This is a genomic window from Pseudomonas sp. ICMP 561 (genome assembly GCF_002699985.1).
GTDB classification, from domain to species: domain Bacteria; phylum Pseudomonadota; class Gammaproteobacteria; order Pseudomonadales; family Pseudomonadaceae; genus Aquipseudomonas; species Aquipseudomonas quasicaspiana.
Genome location: NZ_LKBT01000017.1, coordinates 21,398 through 36,915, shown reverse-complemented (window position 1 = coordinate 36,915; position 15,518 = coordinate 21,398). Strand labels below are relative to the sequence as shown.

The following is a 15,518-nucleotide window of genomic DNA, read 5'->3' as shown; positions in this document are numbered from 1 at the left end:
TCAGCGCTCATCCAGCATCACTTCGATAATGATTTGAAACACAGACCCGGTAGGAGCCAACTTGTTGGCGAGGCGCAATTTTTGACAATGCAGGTCCGACGTCTCGCCAACAAGTTGGCTCCTACCACGGTCACCCTTTTGCTTCGCGACAGCGGTGTGTCATGGACGCAACAGGTTTGCGGTTAACTCGCAGCACATCGTCCCTCCCGCGCTTATTCGCTCCCCCTCCAATCTAAAGTTTCCCTGCTACTGGCCGCTACAAAGTAGATACAAACCCAGATAAGCCAGCACGGAAGCGCTATGACCTCAATCTCTTTAGTCACTGCCAGCACGCCGCTCATCACCACACCAGCCTCCACTGCCGTACCGGTGAGCGCCACCGAGACACCTCTGACACTCGCCAGCTCACCGGCCTCCGTTGTGATGCTCGGTCAGGATTCAAAAGTCGCAGATGCTGCCACTTACTCCAGTCGCGGGAGCTTGAACAACGCCGATTCGGTGTTGTTCTTTGAGAAAAAAACAAGCGATGCAGTGACCACAGTCCTCACTGGCAACATGTCCGCTAAATCCACGGCCGGACGTTTTCAGGGCCTGGGTGCTGCACTGCTGGAACAGCTTGCCAGCGGCAATTCGAACTCAATCTCCCAGTCCGTCATCAGATCAGGCACTGACGGTATAAAAGACGCTGCCGCGCTGAAATCAGCCCAGGCTCAGCTGCACAGCAATACGCAAAATACCATCACCCTCACGCTGAAAACCGCGAGCGGCGCGACCATCACGCTGAACCTGACCAGCAAGGATGACGGTCTCGCCGTGCAAGCGGATGTGACCGGTGGCAAGCTGAGCGATGAGGAAAATGACGCATTGGCCTCTTTGGCAGACTCCTTTCAGGGAGCGATTGATGGCCTGACTGCCGGAACACCGCGCCTGAATCTCGGCAACCTGACTCAGCTGGACCCGGCCTTGTTCTCGTCGATTGACCTGAGCGCGCGCCTGAAAGTGGGCGATAACGAGTATCAGACGCTGAATTTCCAGTCGGATGAAAAAAACAGGTCCGTGGAAATGAACGGCCCGACCGGCAATGTTCAGTTAAGCGTCAAAAACAACGCGGCGATATTGGGCAACGCGCAACAGCAAGCCCAGGCTGTAGAAAGCTACCTGAAGCAATTTGATGCAGCGCAAAACCGGGGCCAGGGCGACAAAGACCTCATGGCGCTGTTCAAGGATGCGTTTTCTTCGTTGCAAACTACCACCAAGAGCCTGAGCGGTAGCTCCAGCCTCAACAGTGTGGATCGCTCGATGTTGACCGGGCTTGCTGATTTCAGTGTGTCGCTGACGCAAAACGCCCAACACAGCAACCCGATGCGCCCCGCCGAAGCCGACAAGTTTTCCTATAAAGCCTCGCAAACTACCGACATGCAAGGTGCAGGCGACGCCAATCGATCCATCGAACAGAAACAGACATCCAGTCTCGAGGCGTCGTACCACAAGAGCATTTACCCAGGCTCGAAACTGGCCTTGGGCAATACCGCCGAATCACAAAACTACGACTTCTACCAGATCAATGATCAGGCCGAGAGCACGACCCGCATCGGCTATAACAAGGGCGCGCTGGTAGTAGCCAACTCTACCCAGAGCGTCCAGCAGTCAACGATCGTCAACCGATACGAAATGGGCAAACTGATCGACACCATCAGCACCCCGAAAGAGATTTCCAGGTCGCGTAACTTGCTGGGCATGCTCGACGCCGCCCTGCGTGAAGACCGCAGCTCGCGGGTAACGACGGGCAAGTCGACACTTGAAGACGATCTGATGGCCGTTCATGCCAAGGTGCTGCTGCAGTCGAATCCTTCTTCGGTTGCTCGCTGACTTCCGGTCGTGACGCAAAACTTGTAGGGCATCTCTTCTACGACGCCGCACTGTCGCGCAGCAAACACAGGATCTGTAGGAGTGAGCTTGCTCGCGATAGCGTCAGATCAGGCAATGATTTATCGAAGGAAAAAATCAATCGCGAGCAAGCTCACTCCTACAGGGTCCGTGCTTGCTGCTAGACAGCATGGTGTCAGGGACAAAGGAACGGGCACTACAGAAAATCAGCGTCAAGGCTGATAGATGTTCAGCCTGAACTCAAACTTCGCGAAACAGATCGTGAGCGTCCAGCAAGCGGTAGGCGATTTCGGGGTTCTTTTCCAGGCCTCGCCTGATTGCAGCAGGAATCGACTGGCGGGTTTTGCGACACAACCCCGGCAGCTCGTCGATAGTGATCGCGATCCCGCGCATGCTGCGTACTTCGTTAAAACCCGGCACCACCTCCAGTCGAATCCCTAACTGCTCATACAACTTGCGCTGCATGTGCTCAAGGTCGGCCAGGCTCTGCAGGTTTTCCAGACGCTCGAGCAGGCGTTTCTCCTCCTGACGGGTCAACGCCAGAATCCGCAGCTCGTCCGCCTGCAACAGTTCGCGCCCGCAATTGCAGGCACCGGGGGGACAAGGCTGACGAAGCGGTAGCGTGGTACTCATGGGCGCAGCATACCGAGGCTTGTCCCGACTTTGCCATCACCCTTGGCAGGATCGGAGCATTTTTTACCCCCGATTATGTTCAAACTCCCGACTGAGCAGATCCCTGAACGCGGGCAACACCGGATTTTCGTTATCACGACGGGAAATCATGTGCAGGTCAGCATTCAGCGTCGCGTCGCGCAACGGGCGGAATACCACTGCGCCACTGTGCAGTTGCCGCGCCGAAGCCGGCACAATCGAAAGCCCCAGACCGGCCTGGACCATGCTGACAATGGCGTGGGTCTGGCCCAGATGATAGGCATACCGCGGCGTGACACCGCTCATGGCGAACAGCCCGACAATGCAGTCATAGAAGTAACGGCCTTCATCCGCGGCGTACATCACAAAAGGCTGATGATTAAGGTCCGCGAGGGCAATCGACGGCTGCGTGGTCAACGGATGCTCTGAGGGCAACACCACTAACAGCGGCTCGCGATACACCAGCTGCGCATCGAACATTTCTCGATCCCTGACCTGACGCACCAGGCCAATGTCGATCAGGTTCGCTGACAGCGCATCCAGTTGGGCATCGGAAACCATCTCCTTGAGGACGAACTTCACTTCCGGCATTTCAATGGCAGCCTTGGCCAGCAACTGCGGCACCATGCTGTAAGCGCTGACCCCGGTAAACCCGAGGGTCAGCCTGCCCACTTCGCCGGAGGCCAGACGCCGCGCGGAATTTCCTGCCTGTTCGGAGAACGTCAGGATGTGTCGCGCATCGCGTAGAAAGCCCCGGCCAGCCGCCGTCAGACGTACGCCACGGTTATTGCGCTCCAGCAGGACAATGCCCAACGAACGCTCCAGCAGCTGGATCTGTCGGCTCAGTGGCGGCTGGGTCATATGCAGGCGTGTGGCGGCTCTGCCGAAGTGCAGCTCTTCGGCGGCGGCCACAAAACATCGTAACTGGTGCAATTCCACGATTCAAAATCCGCATCAACCTATCCAGCATCTATGTTAGACGTATATCCACCAAGGCTCCTACTATCGGGGAAAGACAGAGTTACATCTTCTAACAAAAATAAAACGTCCCTACAGGAGACGCCCCATGCTTTCGAAATCCATTCCTCTGGACCAGGTCGAGGCGCAAGCCCGGGTCGGTCGCCATCGCTTTCTCATTCTTGCCCTGATCTTTATCGTTACCGTCATCAACTATGCCGACCGAGCCACCATGTCGATTGCCGGCACCGGGGTTGTCAAGGATCTGGGTCTCGATCCGATGATGCTCGGCGTGATCTTCTCCGCGTTTGCCTGGGCATACGCGCTGGGCCAGATACCGGGTGGATGGTTGCTGGACCGGTTCGGTGCGCGGCGTGTTTATGGCTGCAGCCTCGTGCTGTGGTCCATCTTCACCATGTTGCAGGGCACTGTCGGCTGGATGGGCTTAATGGGCGCTTCGGCTGCCATCAGCCTGTTCGCCATGCGTTTCATGCTTGGGCTGGTCGAGTCGCCCGCGTTCCCGGCCAACAACCGCATCGTGTCCTGCTGGTTTCCTACCAGCGAACGCGGCACGGCATCGGCGTTGTTCAACTCCGCGCAATACATGGCCGTGGTGCTGTTCACGCCGTTGATGGCTTGGTTGACCCACTCGTGGGGCTGGGAACATGTGTTTCTGTGGATGGGTGGCCTGGGTCTGGTGCTCAGCGTGGTCTGGTTTGCCTTCTACCGCGAGCCCCACAGCGATAAAAACCTCAGCCCTCGGGAGCTGGAATACATGCGCGACGGCGGCGCACTGGTAGACCTGGAACTGACCCGCACCACGAAAAAACCCAAAGCAAAGCTCAGCGAAATCAAGCAACTGTTCACCAGCCGCACCTTGTGGTCGATCTACCTTGGTCAATACTGCATCACCGCCCTCACCTACTTTTTCATCACCTGGTTCCCGATCTATCTGATCAAGGGCCGTGGCATGACCATCATGGAAGCCGGCTGGGTAGCGGCGCTGCCCGCCATCTGCGGTTTCTCCGGTGGCGTATTGGGTGGCATGCTCTCTGACTGGATGATTCGTCGTGGCGTACACCCGTCAATCGCCCGCAAGACACCGTTCATGATCGGTATGGCGATGTCGACGATCCTGGTCTCGGCGAACTTCCTGGATGCCAACTGGATGGTCATCACTGTCATGGCCATCGCCTTCTTCGGCAAAGGGCTGGCGGCAGTAGGCTGGGCGGTGTTGTCTGATACCGCACCGAAAAACATGGTCGGCCTCAGCGGTGGCGTGTTCAACGGCATCGGCAATATTGCCGGGATCATCACACCACTGGTGATCGGCTACATCGTCGCGGTTACCGGCTCGTTCAACATTGCCCTGTGGTTCGTCGCGGCCCATGGCGTGCTGGGCCTTCTGTCCTATGGCCTGCTGGCCGGCCGGTTTGAACGGGTGGTGATTGAGGAGAAGATGGACGCGATCTAAAGCGAACGCTGAACCTTGTGGGAGCGCGCTATTTTGTAGGACCGGCTTTAGCCGGGAGGGCGGTGTTTTTGTCGAAGAAAATTCAGCGACTATCCGGACGCCCTCCCGGCTAAAGCCGGTCCTACGGACTGAACAGGTCCTGTGGATGCCTGATCTGTACTCCGCTCCGACGCCTCTTCTGTTGCTTCACCACCTCGTCAAAGGTTGCCTGCCATGCGCGCCCGGTGATCAATGATCAGCATGCAACAGCCCCGCCCTGCCTTGGTGTAAGATCTCCCTCCGCCAAAATGCTCACAGCGCCCGGCGTCGCCAGCCTCTTGCCCGGCGACAAGAGCGCTGATCCGCCTGATCATGGCCCGGACCATTTCAATGAAGGAGACCCTGATGGTAAAAACGCGACCTCGTCCTACGGTAAATGGTGTCGCTTCGGCTGATCGCGTGTTGACGGTACTGACCGCTTTTCGAATCGGCGATTCGGCGCTGGGCCTGGCGGAACTGGCCGAACGGACGGGCCTGATCAAAAGCACCATCATGCGTTTGATGGTGTCGCTGGAAACCCATGGCTTTATTACCCGGATGGCAGACGGTCGGTATCAGCTTGCCAGCGAAGTCATGCGGCTCAATGCCGTCTATCAGGACTCCCTGGATCTGGAACGCTACATCACTCCGCTGCTCCATCACCTCACCCAGGAAACAGGCGAGACGGCGTCATTCTATGTTCGTCATGGCGCCTATCGCCTGTGTCAGTTCAGGGTCAATTCCCCCCATAGCCTGCGCCTGCATCTGCAGCCCGGCGACATACGCCCGATGGATAACGCGGCCAGTGCCGAAGCCTTGCGTACGCCGTACAAAGTGGCCAGAGAGCTCACTGAACCGTTCTACTCCTGCGGAGCCACAGACCCACATGCAGCCTCAATCGCGCTGCCTATTTTCGCGACGAGCCAGGAACTGGTTGGAGCGCTGGTTATCTCCGGACCTGCCAGCCGCCTGACCGCTGAACGCGTCCAGCTGATTCGCACACTGTTCCTCGAAACAGCCCGGCAGTTGACGCGTAGCCTGGGCGGTAATGCCCTCTCGCTACCCGTTGATCCTGTAGCGGCTCCCTCCGACACACGTGATTGAAAAAAAGGCCCAACCATCAAGGTTGAGCCTTTAGTTCGGGTCAGAGGTGACCCGGCATCAATCAGTCAGCGTACAAATTCAGCCCTGTGCAGTCTCCATGTTCTGTTCTTTCAGACGTTTACGTCCCATGACCACGACCATCACAGCACCGGCCGCACACAGCGCAGCCAGCGGCATCAAGGCCAATGCGTAACTGCCGGTAGCGCCGTGGATCGTCCCGTAGACGTTGACCATCACCCCGCCACCGATCAGGTTTGCCAGTGCGCCAATGGCAGCCAGCCCGGCAGCAGCCGTCGACGAGGAAAGCCAACCTGATGCCAGCGCCCAGAATGGCCCCTTCATTGAGTAAGCGCCGATCAACACCATGCTGAGCAAAAACACCGTAGCGACAAGCGAAGATGTCACCAGTGCCAGCAGCAACCCGGCGGTAATCAACAGCAAGGTCGTCGCGGTATGCCAGCGACGCTCGCCGGTCTTGTCCGAGCTACGTCCCCAGATAATCATCGCGATCGACGCCAGCCCGTAGGGAATTGCGTTGACCAATCCGATTTCGATATTGCTCAAGCCAAACGTCTTGAGCAATTGCGGCGCCCAGACGCTCATGGTGCTGCCCGCTGCAGACGCGCCAGAATAGATCAGCGCCATGACCCAGATGTATTTATGGCGCAGAAGCTTCCAGAGCGATATATGGCCGATAGCCGTTTTGTTCTGACGTTCCTGAGCCAGGCGACTGGTGAGCCAGCCGCGCTGCTCGTCATCGAGCCATTTGGCCTGCTCAGGGCGATCGGTCAGAACGAACAGACAGGCAATACCCAGCAATACCGCCGGAATCCCCTCGAGAATGAACAACCAGTGCCAGCCGCGCATGCCAAACCAGCCGTCGAGGCTCAGTAGCAAGCCTGAAAGCGGCGAACCGATAAAGTTGGCACCGGGAATGGCGACCATGAAGATAGCAACCATGCGACCACGATAAGCCGAAGGCAGCCAATAAGTGAGGTAAAGCAAAACGCCGGGGAAGAAGCCCGCTTCTGCTGCACCGAGCAGGAAGCGCATCACGTAAAGGGAATTGGCGCCCTGCACAAAAGCCGTCCCTGCCGAGATCAGCCCCCACGTCACCATAATCCGCGCGATCCAGATTCGTGCGCCGAACTTCTGCAGTGCAAGGTTGCTGGGTACTTCGATCAGAAAGTACGAAACGAAAAACAGGCTGCTGGCAAAACCGAAGATGGCCGGGGTGAGCCCCAGATCCTGGTTCATTTGTAGCGAGGCCATACCAATGTTGCCGCGGTCAATAATTGCAATCAGGTAACAAACGATCAAAAAGGGCAGCAAGCGCCATGCAACCTTACGCATGGTGGCTCGCTCAATGGCACTGATCCCGGCTGAGGGGGTGGACATGGCGTTCTCCTGGTTCTTGTTCTTAGAGATCTGATATCAAAACGCTAAATGTCGAAAGGACATTTAACGCTGGCCTGTCAATTGTCTAGAAGGTGACGATTGACCACTGAACGGGGCTCCGGCGGCACACCCTCCCAGAACCCGATGATTTGCTGAGCGACCAAAAGGCCGACCCTGTCTCTGGACTCTGCGGTATTGGCTCCGACATGGGGTGTGGCAACCAGCGATGGCAGCCCCCACAACGGACTGTCCGCTGCTGGCGGTTCGGGATGGAAGGTGTCCAGACCGGCACCGAAAATACGTCGTTCGCCAAGCGCCTGGACCAGCGCCTCGGTATTAATCAACTCACCGCGAGCCGTATTGATCAGGATGCTGCCAGGGCGCATGCGGGCAAACTGTTCGGCACCGAACAGGTTGCGATTCTCTTCCGTTAACGGGCAATGCAGGCTGATGACATCACTGTCCCGCAGTAGCTCATTGAAGTCGGTGACGCGCTCGACGTTCGGCAACTCAGGGAGACGAGCCAGGTACGGATCATAAATCTTCACCTTCATCCGCAAGGGGGTGACCAGATCCAGAAGGATGCGCCCGATGGAGCCCAGCCCTACTAGCCCAAGGGTTTTCCCGGACAGCTCGATGCCATTGGCAGTGGCTTTGTCCCAGTGGCCGTCTCGCATGCGCGCATCAAGTAATGCGGTCTGCCGTGCGACGCTGAACATCAGGGCAAATGCATGCTCTGCCACTGACTGCGCGTTCGCGCCCATCGCAATGGTGACCGGAATTTTCAGCTCCGCGGCGCCAGCGATATCAATGGTGTCAAAGCCGACGCCATGTTTCGCAATGATCGAGAGTTTTGAGGACGCAGCCATCATCTCCCGGGTGAGATTGCCTTGCCGGACAATAATCGCATCGGGTTGGTGGGCAGTGATGATCTGCAGCAGTTCGGCGGCGGGCGCATAGGGTGTGGTCGGGATCACCTGAACGCCCTTCGAGGCGGCGAATGCCATAGCGTCGGGCGTCAGTTGAGGACCAGTCAGAAGGATGGTTCGGGTCATGTGCACACCTTGGATTTTTTGTGTGAGTGCGTTGTTGTGCCGTCAGTTCGAAAGTGCGGCCTGGCAAAAACATACCATAATGAAATGGCGTTGCAATAAAAATAATGGAAAACGCCAACCTAAGACCTTAATTTCAAAAAAGCGGACGCAAACCGCGAAATAAACCCAGTAAACATTGCTAATCTGTCTTTTAAGCTCCTCGCAAGATGGATCTGAAACCGACCAAAACCCGCACTATATTTTAAAAGTGTTGAGTTTTATGAAATGGCATTCTATTTTTGTAATACGCCGATAATCAAAGTCGGTGGCCTACAAGAAATCATCAGAGGAATGCCGAATGTCCATCGGATTCAGAGTTCTGCCCCACACCCGAAAAGTCAGCGCAGAATGGGTCGAGCGTTATCGCGACGTTCCTGTCGCAAACATCAGTGACTCCATGAATCGCATGACAGCGGGCGGTGCGCGTCTGCGTGCCATGCATCGGCAAGGTGTGCTTGTCGGACCGGCACTGACCGTCAAGGCCCGGCCCGGCGACAATTTGATGCTGCATTACGCAATCGACATTGCCCAACCGGGTGACGTAATCGTTGTGGACGCTGGCGGGGATCTGAGCAACGCCCTGATTGGCGAGATGATGGTCGCGTATGCAATCAAAAAAGGCGTGGCAGGCATCGTCATCAATGGCGCTATCAGGGACGCTGCGAGTATCGGCGCCGGTGACTTCCCGCTGTTCGCGGCCGGGGTCACACACCGCGGCCCTTACAAGGATGGCCCGGGAGAGATCCACGTCCCCATTGCCATCGACGGCATGGTGATCGAGCCGGGGGATCTGGTCATAGGTGATGACGATGGCTTGCTGTGCGTGCCCTACGATCAGGTAGAAAGCGTCCATGGACGCGCTCACGCCAAGCATGCCGCTGAGCAGAAGCAGCTCCAGCAAATAGCCCTGGGTGAAAATGACCGCTCATGGGTTCTGGCATCGCTGATTGAAAAAGGCTGCGAACTCCCGTCCTGAATGCCCATGGGGCAGTCAGCACCTGATCGCCCCGACTGTCGCTCATTCATTTATGCTTGTGCAGATGAGCGTGCCAGACAGCACGCGCGTTGGCTCAGGAAAAAAGGCAGAAAGTGAACACTCCCTCGCGACCAAAACCTCGGCACTGGCCTGCTCCGATTCGTGCCCTCAAGCACAAAAATTTCCAGATTTATTTCGCCGGGCAAGCCGTCTCGACATTGGGCAAATGGGTGCAACAGGTCGCCCTCGCCTGGCTTGCCTACCACCTGACTTCCTCGCCACTCCTGCTCGGTGCAATCACCTTCCTGACATTGGTACCGCAATTGCTGATCGGTCCTCTCGCCGGGGCCTGGACCGATCGCCATGACAAGCGACGCTTGTTGATCATCGTTCAGTCGATGCTTGCCGTGCAGTCGCTCTGCCTGGCGATCCTGACCTGGGGCAACTGGATAAACAGCGAATCAATCATAGCCATGGCGTTGTTGTTGGGTCTGTTGAACGCATTCGAGACACCTTTGCGCCAGGCGTTGATTGGCAGCTTCGTGACAGATCCGTCGGACTTGCCAAACGCCCTGGTGCTGAATGCGATGCTGATCAACGCAGCGCGTTTCGTCGGCCCGCCGCTGGCAGGGCTGCTAATTGCCTGGAGCGGAGAAGCCGGCTGTTTCCTGCTCACAGCCTTTGCGTTTGCCATGCTGCTGATCGGCCTGCTCAAGGTACGCGGCACTCCGACCCCACGCGCTCAAGGCTCCACCCGGGAAATCTTTCAGGAAGGTCTGAGATACCTGTGGACCACACTGACCATCAGACGGCTGTTGCTAAGTGTGATCATGGTCAACCTGCTTGCCTCCTGCTACACCGTGCTGCTGCCCATTCTGGCCAGGGACGTTTTTGCCGGGAATGCTCAGACCCTGGGCTGGCTATGGGGCGCAGCCGGCGCGGGCGCCTTCGCTGCCACCTTGTTTCTGGCCTTCACCAGCCCACTGCGTAAACCGCGCAGGATCATTGATACCGGCGCTTTATTGTGTGCACTCGCGCTCTGCATCATGGGATTGAGCGCCCCTCTGTGGCTGGCCCTGCTCACCTTGGCGCTACTGGGTTTTGGCATTACCGTCAGCAACGTCAGTAGCAACATGCTGCTGCAGACCCAGGCGCCGGAGAAATTGCGCGGCAGAATCGTCGCCTTCTATATCGCCATGCGCTTTGGTTTCGAGGCCATCGGCGGGCTGCTGGCCGGGACAGTGGCTGCGGTCATTGGTGCGCAATGGACACTGGCGTTTGCAGGCATAGCGTTGCTGCTCTACTGCTTCATCAACTGGCAGCTTGAGACCAGACTGGAAAATACCCCAGCATCTGACCACCCAATTCCATTCCCTCTGACCAGTCATTTGCATTCCAACTGACCACCTGTTTGCATTCGCATCTGACCATCTCTTTGCTTCGGCAACGTCACTAGACCGAAAGCGCGGTTGGGCCCAGCGTGACATTGATTTTGTGGCCACAGCCGCTTAGGATCGCTGTCAAATGGCCATCGCTCAGGGTAGGTAACCTGTGTGACCAGACACGGAACCTGGCGCGCAGCGCCATTGCTAGGGCTTGCCAAATGAGTTTGGAGTTTCTAAACAATAACTATGAGCGGGTCAGCTACCTGCTGAATCTGCTCACCACCCGCGCCACAGGAAAGCCCGCAAGCGAAATCGAGTTCCAGCAACTGCGGCAGATGCTTCTGCGAGACTCGACAATTGCGGCCTTTCTTCCGTCGTGGCTGAAGGTGCACAGTAATCTCGACTCGTTTTGGAACTTCATTCAACCGAAGTTCCGCAGCTATGCCGAGAGACGAGACTTCTTGTCTGCTGAGTTCACACCGCTACTGGATGCCTTAGAGTTTCCAGGCGTAGCCCCGACCCCGACCGCGACTTCAACGCCGAGTAGCAAGAGCATTTTCCCCGGTGGGGTAAGTCATTTCGGGGCGGCAATTACTACCAGTCCGACCGCGCCTGCCCCCAGAAACAAGCGTAATGTTTTCATTGTTCACGGCCGAGACAACGAGGCGAAGCATGACGTAAGCCGATTCATTGAGTCATTGGATCTTAAGGCGATAGTGCTGCATGAGCAGGCTAGCGGCGGAAAGACCATCATCGAAAAGATTGAGCACTACGCAAATGACGCCGACTTCGCACTGGTGCTTTACACGCCCTGCGATCTGGGACGCGGCGTGAGCGAAACTAAGCAACAGCCAAAGAATCGAGCGCGTCAGAATGTGGTTTTTGAGCACGGATACTTGATGGGCAAGCTTGGCCGGGAGAACGTGTGTGCTCTCAAAAAGGGTGACATCGAGACACCGAACGACATCAGCGGCGTGGTGTACGTCGATCTGGATCCAGCCGGAGCCTGGAAAGCCGAAGTGGTCAAGGAGCTTCGGAGCTGTGGATACCTGATCAACAAGTGGTAGATGAAGTGGGCCTTACATAGCGCCCTAGTGCACATCCCCTCGACGCTGGCGTCCACAGCATCGGGAAATCGTCGCTCAGAGCTACATGCACTCCCGGATGACTTGGGCCTATAACGGTTTGGGGTAAGGCTTTCTTTTAGCGCATTAATAGTTATGGCGATAAGGGATATCGCGTCCGATTATATTCACGCGAACACCATTGCCCTCAATGCTGGGGCATCGCAGGTGACCAGCCGGACGCTTACGGCTATCCAGCCATTACGCTTAGCGTACTGACTCCAATACTGCATCTGGCGACAGTTCCTCTGCCCCCAACCTCTGATCACATGCAGGCTGGCCAGCGCTACTCCCGCCGTATCGCCACCTCTTGCGACCCGCGAGCATTGATACCAGGATCATCAATTCCCATCGCTGGGCATTTGTGAAAGCAGGCTGAATGTGGTTACATCTGCATATTCGATTATTCACATATACGGAGCAATTGCTTATGAGCCTTGCACCACACACATTCTTCAAATGCCTGGGGGACGAGACCCGCGCTCGGATCATGCTCATGCTTTCGGCTGAGGGTGAGCTGTGCGTGTGCGAGTTGATCTGGGCACTGGACGATAACCAGTCGAAGGTTTCGAGGCACTTGGCCCAGCTGCGTGCCTGCGGATTACTAGCGGATCGCAGGCAGGGTCAGTGGGTTTACTACCGCCTGCATCCCGAGCTTGAACAGTGGGCACTGGATGTTCTGAACGTCACTACGCAGGCATACCAGTCCTGGGTTAACGACCATCAAGGACGGCTGGCCTCCATGGAAGACAGACCCGTGCGCCAAGCCTCCTGCTGCTGACCTCCTGACCTGGAACATACCCATGCTCATCGCAGCATCGATTTTCGTAGTTACGCTCGTCTTTGTTATCTGGCAACCCAAGGGGTTAGGTGTCGGCTGGAGCGCGGCAGCGGGTGCCGTTCTGGCACTACTGACTGGCGTCGTAAGTCTGGGGGATGTGCCGGTTGTGTGGCACATCGTCTGGAACGCTACCGCGACCTTCATTGCTGTGATCATCATCAGTTTGTTGCTCGATGAAGCGGGATTCTTCAAGTGGGCGGCGCTGCATGTGGCTCGCTGGGGTCAGGGCAAAGGTGGACGCCTGTTTGCGCTGATGATCCTGCTCGGTGCAGCCGTTTCGGCACTGTTCGCCAATGATGGAGCCGCACTGATTCTGACCCCAATCGTCATCGCGATGCTGACAGCGCTGCGCTTTAGTCCGGCATCGACCCTGGCATTCGTGATGGCCGCAGGCTTCATCGCTGATACCGCCAGTCTGCCGATGGTGGTGTCCAATCTGGTAAATATCGTTTCGGCAGACTTTTTTGGCGTGGGTTTTGGTGAGTACGCCTCAGTGATGTGGCCGGTAAACCTGGTGGCGGTGGCCGCGACGCTGTTCATGCTCTGGATGTTCTATCGCAAGGACATTCCCGCCCAGTACGACGCTAATCAGCTTGAAGCCCCAGATGCAGTGATTCGTGACCGGGCGACATTCATTGCTGGCTGGTGGGTACTTGGCCTGCTGCTGCTTGGCCTGTTCGCACTGGAGCCGCTGGGCATCCCCATCAGCGCCGTTGCTGCTACGTGTGCGGTAATCCTGCTGGTCATCGCCGGAAAAGGCCACATCATCTCCACGAGAAAGGTCATCAAGCACGCGCCCTGGCAAATCGTCGTGTTTTCTCTGGGTATGTATCTGGTGGTCTATGGCCTGCGCAATGCCGGACTCACCGACTCGCTCTCGGCGTTACTGAACATATTTTCTGAGCATGGTGTGTGGGCCGCCACATTGGGCACCGGCATTACCGCTGCGTTGCTGTCCTCGATAATGAACAACATGCCGAGTGTGCTCATAGGCGCTCTATCCATCCAGGGCAGCGACGCTACGGGACTGGTGCGTGAGGCCATGATCTACGCCAACGTCATCGGTTGCGATCTCGGGCCAAAGATCACGCCCATCGGAAGCCTGGCCACGCTGCTGTGGCTGCATGTTCTGGCGCAGAAAAATATCCGCATCACCTGGGGCTACTACTTCAAAGTCGGCAGCATCCTCACCCTTCCTATCTTGCTGGTAACGCTAGTGGCACTGGCGTTGCGGCTGAGCATCCCTGCCTAGGAGAAACCCATGAAAGTGCTATTTATGTGTACGGCAAACAGCTGCCGAAGCGTTCTCTCGGAGGGGTTGTTCAACCACCTGGCCCCGAGCGGTTTTACTGCCGTCAGTTCAGGCAGCTTCCCTAGTGGACAGCTGAATCCCCGCGCCGTCAGCACGCTGCAAGCGCTGGGCATCGATACCTCAGACCTCTACAGCAAAGGTTCAGAAGTGTTCTCTGATTTGCCGCCGGATGTGGTGATCACCGTGTGTGACAAGGCTGGAGGCGAACCCTGCCCGGTCTATTTTGGACCCTCTGTCAAAAGCCACTGGGGGCTTGCCGATCCTTCCGATGTTAAAGGATCAGACAGCGAAATCCAGGCCGCATTTGACGCAACCGTCGTCCAGATTAAAAAGCGTTTCGAAGCATTCTTCAGCTTGGATCATTCAGCGCTCACACCGCAGGAACTGAAGCGCGAGCTAGATCGAATAGGTGAACTGTAATGGACGAATTTTCCTCGGAAAGCAGTCTGGATCTACCTAATCTGGATCAGTCGCTAATCGACGTCGCCACACTGGATCGCCTGCAAGGCAACGAGCAATTGACGCACAAGCCGCGCATGTTATTGCTGTATGGCTCAAACCGTGAGCGCTCTTTCAGCAGGCTACTGACCCAGGAGGCCGCGCGCATCCTGACTCTAATGGGAGCCGAGGCCGTGATCTTTGATCCCTCGGGTCTGCCTCTCCCTGATGACGCTCCGGAAAACCATCCAAAGGTTAAAGAGCTGCGGGATCTGGTTCTGTGGTCAGAGGGACAGGTTTGGTGTTCGCCGGAGCGTCACGGCGCGATGTCTGCTGTATTCAAAGCCCAAATCGATTGGATTCCGCTCACGATGGGCGCTGTCCGGCCCAGCCAGGGCAAGACCCTGGCCGTCATGCAGGTCTGCGGTGGATCACAGTCGTTCAACACGGTAAATCAGCTGCGAATTCTCGGGCGCTGGATGCGGATGATCACCATCCCAAACCAGTCGTCAGTACCCAAGGCCTTCCTGGAGTTCGACGACGCAGGGCGTATGAAGCCATCGGCCTACTACGACCGTGTGGTGGATGTGATGGAGGAATTGATGAAGTTCACGCTGATGGTTCGGGGCCGGGAAACGTATCTGGTAGACCGCTACTCGGAGCGAAAGGAAAGCACCGAGGCACTCTCGAAACGAGTCAATCAAAGATCGATTTGAGCCACCAAGGGGATAGAGGATGCATGGCTCACGCCCGCCACAAGTTCTTTCGTAATGCCATCCCATGGGCATGCTGAAGATCTGGCTTCTTGGGTTGCTTGGCATCTGCATGAGATCAAGACGGGATCATCATCCATTTGGTC

The 15,518-nt window shown here is 56.9% G+C and carries 14 protein-coding genes; 10 read left to right on the top strand and 4 right to left on the bottom strand.

Annotation, left to right across the window (positions count from 1 at the left end):
• Positions 1-300 precede the first annotated feature (300 nt).
• On the top strand, positions 301-1,869 hold the full coding sequence (locus AO242_RS14780; protein ID WP_099269302.1) for a lactate dehydrogenase: 1,569 nt from the start codon (positions 301-303) through the stop codon (positions 1,867-1,869).
• A gap of 258 nt (positions 1,870-2,127) precedes the next feature.
• Here the strand turns inward: AO242_RS14780 and AO242_RS14775 are convergent, their stop codons facing one another.
• Together AO242_RS14775 and AO242_RS14770 are read right to left on the bottom strand one after the other, a co-directional pair.
• The gene (locus tag AO242_RS14775; RefSeq protein ID WP_027901379.1) at positions 2,128-2,520 is read right to left on the bottom strand and encodes a hypothetical protein; all 393 of its coding nucleotides are present in this window, start codon (positions 2,518-2,520) and stop codon (positions 2,128-2,130) included.
• Between the two features lie 63 nt (positions 2,521-2,583).
• Positions 2,584-3,477 carry a LysR family transcriptional regulator gene (locus tag AO242_RS14770; protein WP_218927840.1) on the bottom strand — a complete coding sequence of 298 codons (894 nt, stop codon included), beginning with the start codon at positions 3,475-3,477 and terminating at the stop codon, positions 2,584-2,586.
• Positions 3,478-3,604: 127 nt separating this feature from the next.
• Between AO242_RS14770 and AO242_RS14765 the strand changes: the two genes are divergently transcribed.
• Both AO242_RS14765 and AO242_RS14760 read left to right on the top strand, forming a co-directional pair.
• Positions 3,605-4,969, top strand: a complete 1,365-nt coding sequence (locus AO242_RS14765) for an MFS transporter (RefSeq protein ID WP_099269300.1) — start codon at positions 3,605-3,607, stop codon at positions 4,967-4,969.
• Between the two features lie 384 nt (positions 4,970-5,353).
• Complete coding sequence (locus AO242_RS14760) at positions 5,354-6,091, top strand: IclR family transcriptional regulator (protein ID WP_099269299.1); 738 nt, start codon at positions 5,354-5,356, stop codon at positions 6,089-6,091.
• Between the two features lie 78 nt (positions 6,092-6,169).
• On the opposite strand, the gene AO242_RS14755 is transcribed toward AO242_RS14760, so the two are convergent.
• Entirely contained in the window at positions 6,170-7,489 is a 1,320-nt protein-coding gene (locus AO242_RS14755) for an MFS transporter (protein ID WP_099269298.1), read from the bottom strand.
• A gap of 77 nt (positions 7,490-7,566) precedes the next feature.
• The gene (locus AO242_RS14750) at positions 7,567-8,544 is read right to left on the bottom strand and encodes a hydroxyacid dehydrogenase (RefSeq protein ID WP_099269297.1); all 978 of its coding nucleotides are present in this window, start codon (positions 8,542-8,544) and stop codon (positions 7,567-7,569) included.
• Positions 8,545-8,881: 337 nt separating this feature from the next.
• Between AO242_RS14750 and AO242_RS14745 the strand changes: the two genes are divergently transcribed.
• The 7 genes from AO242_RS14745 (at position 8,882) to arsH (ending at position 15,375) form a co-directional block, all read left to right on the top strand.
• Positions 8,882-9,559 carry an RraA family protein gene (locus tag AO242_RS14745; protein ID WP_099269296.1) on the top strand — a complete coding sequence of 226 codons (678 nt, stop codon included), beginning with the start codon at positions 8,882-8,884 and terminating at the stop codon, positions 9,557-9,559.
• 113 nt (positions 9,560-9,672) lie between these two features.
• Positions 9,673-10,962, top strand: a complete 1,290-nt coding sequence (locus tag AO242_RS14740) for an MFS transporter (protein ID WP_373562223.1) — start codon at positions 9,673-9,675, stop codon at positions 10,960-10,962.
• 200 nt (positions 10,963-11,162) lie between these two features.
• A complete protein-coding gene (locus AO242_RS14735) occupies positions 11,163-12,011 on the top strand; it encodes a TIR domain-containing protein (protein WP_176560628.1) in 849 nt (282 codons plus the stop codon).
• Positions 12,012-12,498: 487 nt separating this feature from the next.
• The gene (locus AO242_RS14730; protein WP_099269295.1) at positions 12,499-12,849 is read left to right on the top strand and encodes a metalloregulator ArsR/SmtB family transcription factor; all 351 of its coding nucleotides are present in this window, start codon (positions 12,499-12,501) and stop codon (positions 12,847-12,849) included.
• A gap of 22 nt (positions 12,850-12,871) precedes the next feature.
• Positions 12,872-14,161 carry an arsenic transporter gene (locus AO242_RS14725; RefSeq protein WP_099269294.1) on the top strand — a complete coding sequence of 430 codons (1,290 nt, stop codon included), beginning with the start codon at positions 12,872-12,874 and terminating at the stop codon, positions 14,159-14,161.
• Between the two features lie 9 nt (positions 14,162-14,170).
• On the top strand, positions 14,171-14,641 hold the full coding sequence (locus tag AO242_RS14720) for an arsenate reductase ArsC (protein ID WP_099269293.1): 471 nt from the start codon (positions 14,171-14,173) through the stop codon (positions 14,639-14,641).
• A complete protein-coding gene (gene arsH / locus AO242_RS14715; RefSeq protein WP_099269292.1) occupies positions 14,641-15,375 on the top strand; it encodes an arsenical resistance protein ArsH in 735 nt (244 codons plus the stop codon). Before AO242_RS14720 ends, arsH begins: the two co-directional genes overlap by 1 nt.
• Positions 15,376-15,518: the final 143 nt, after the last annotated feature.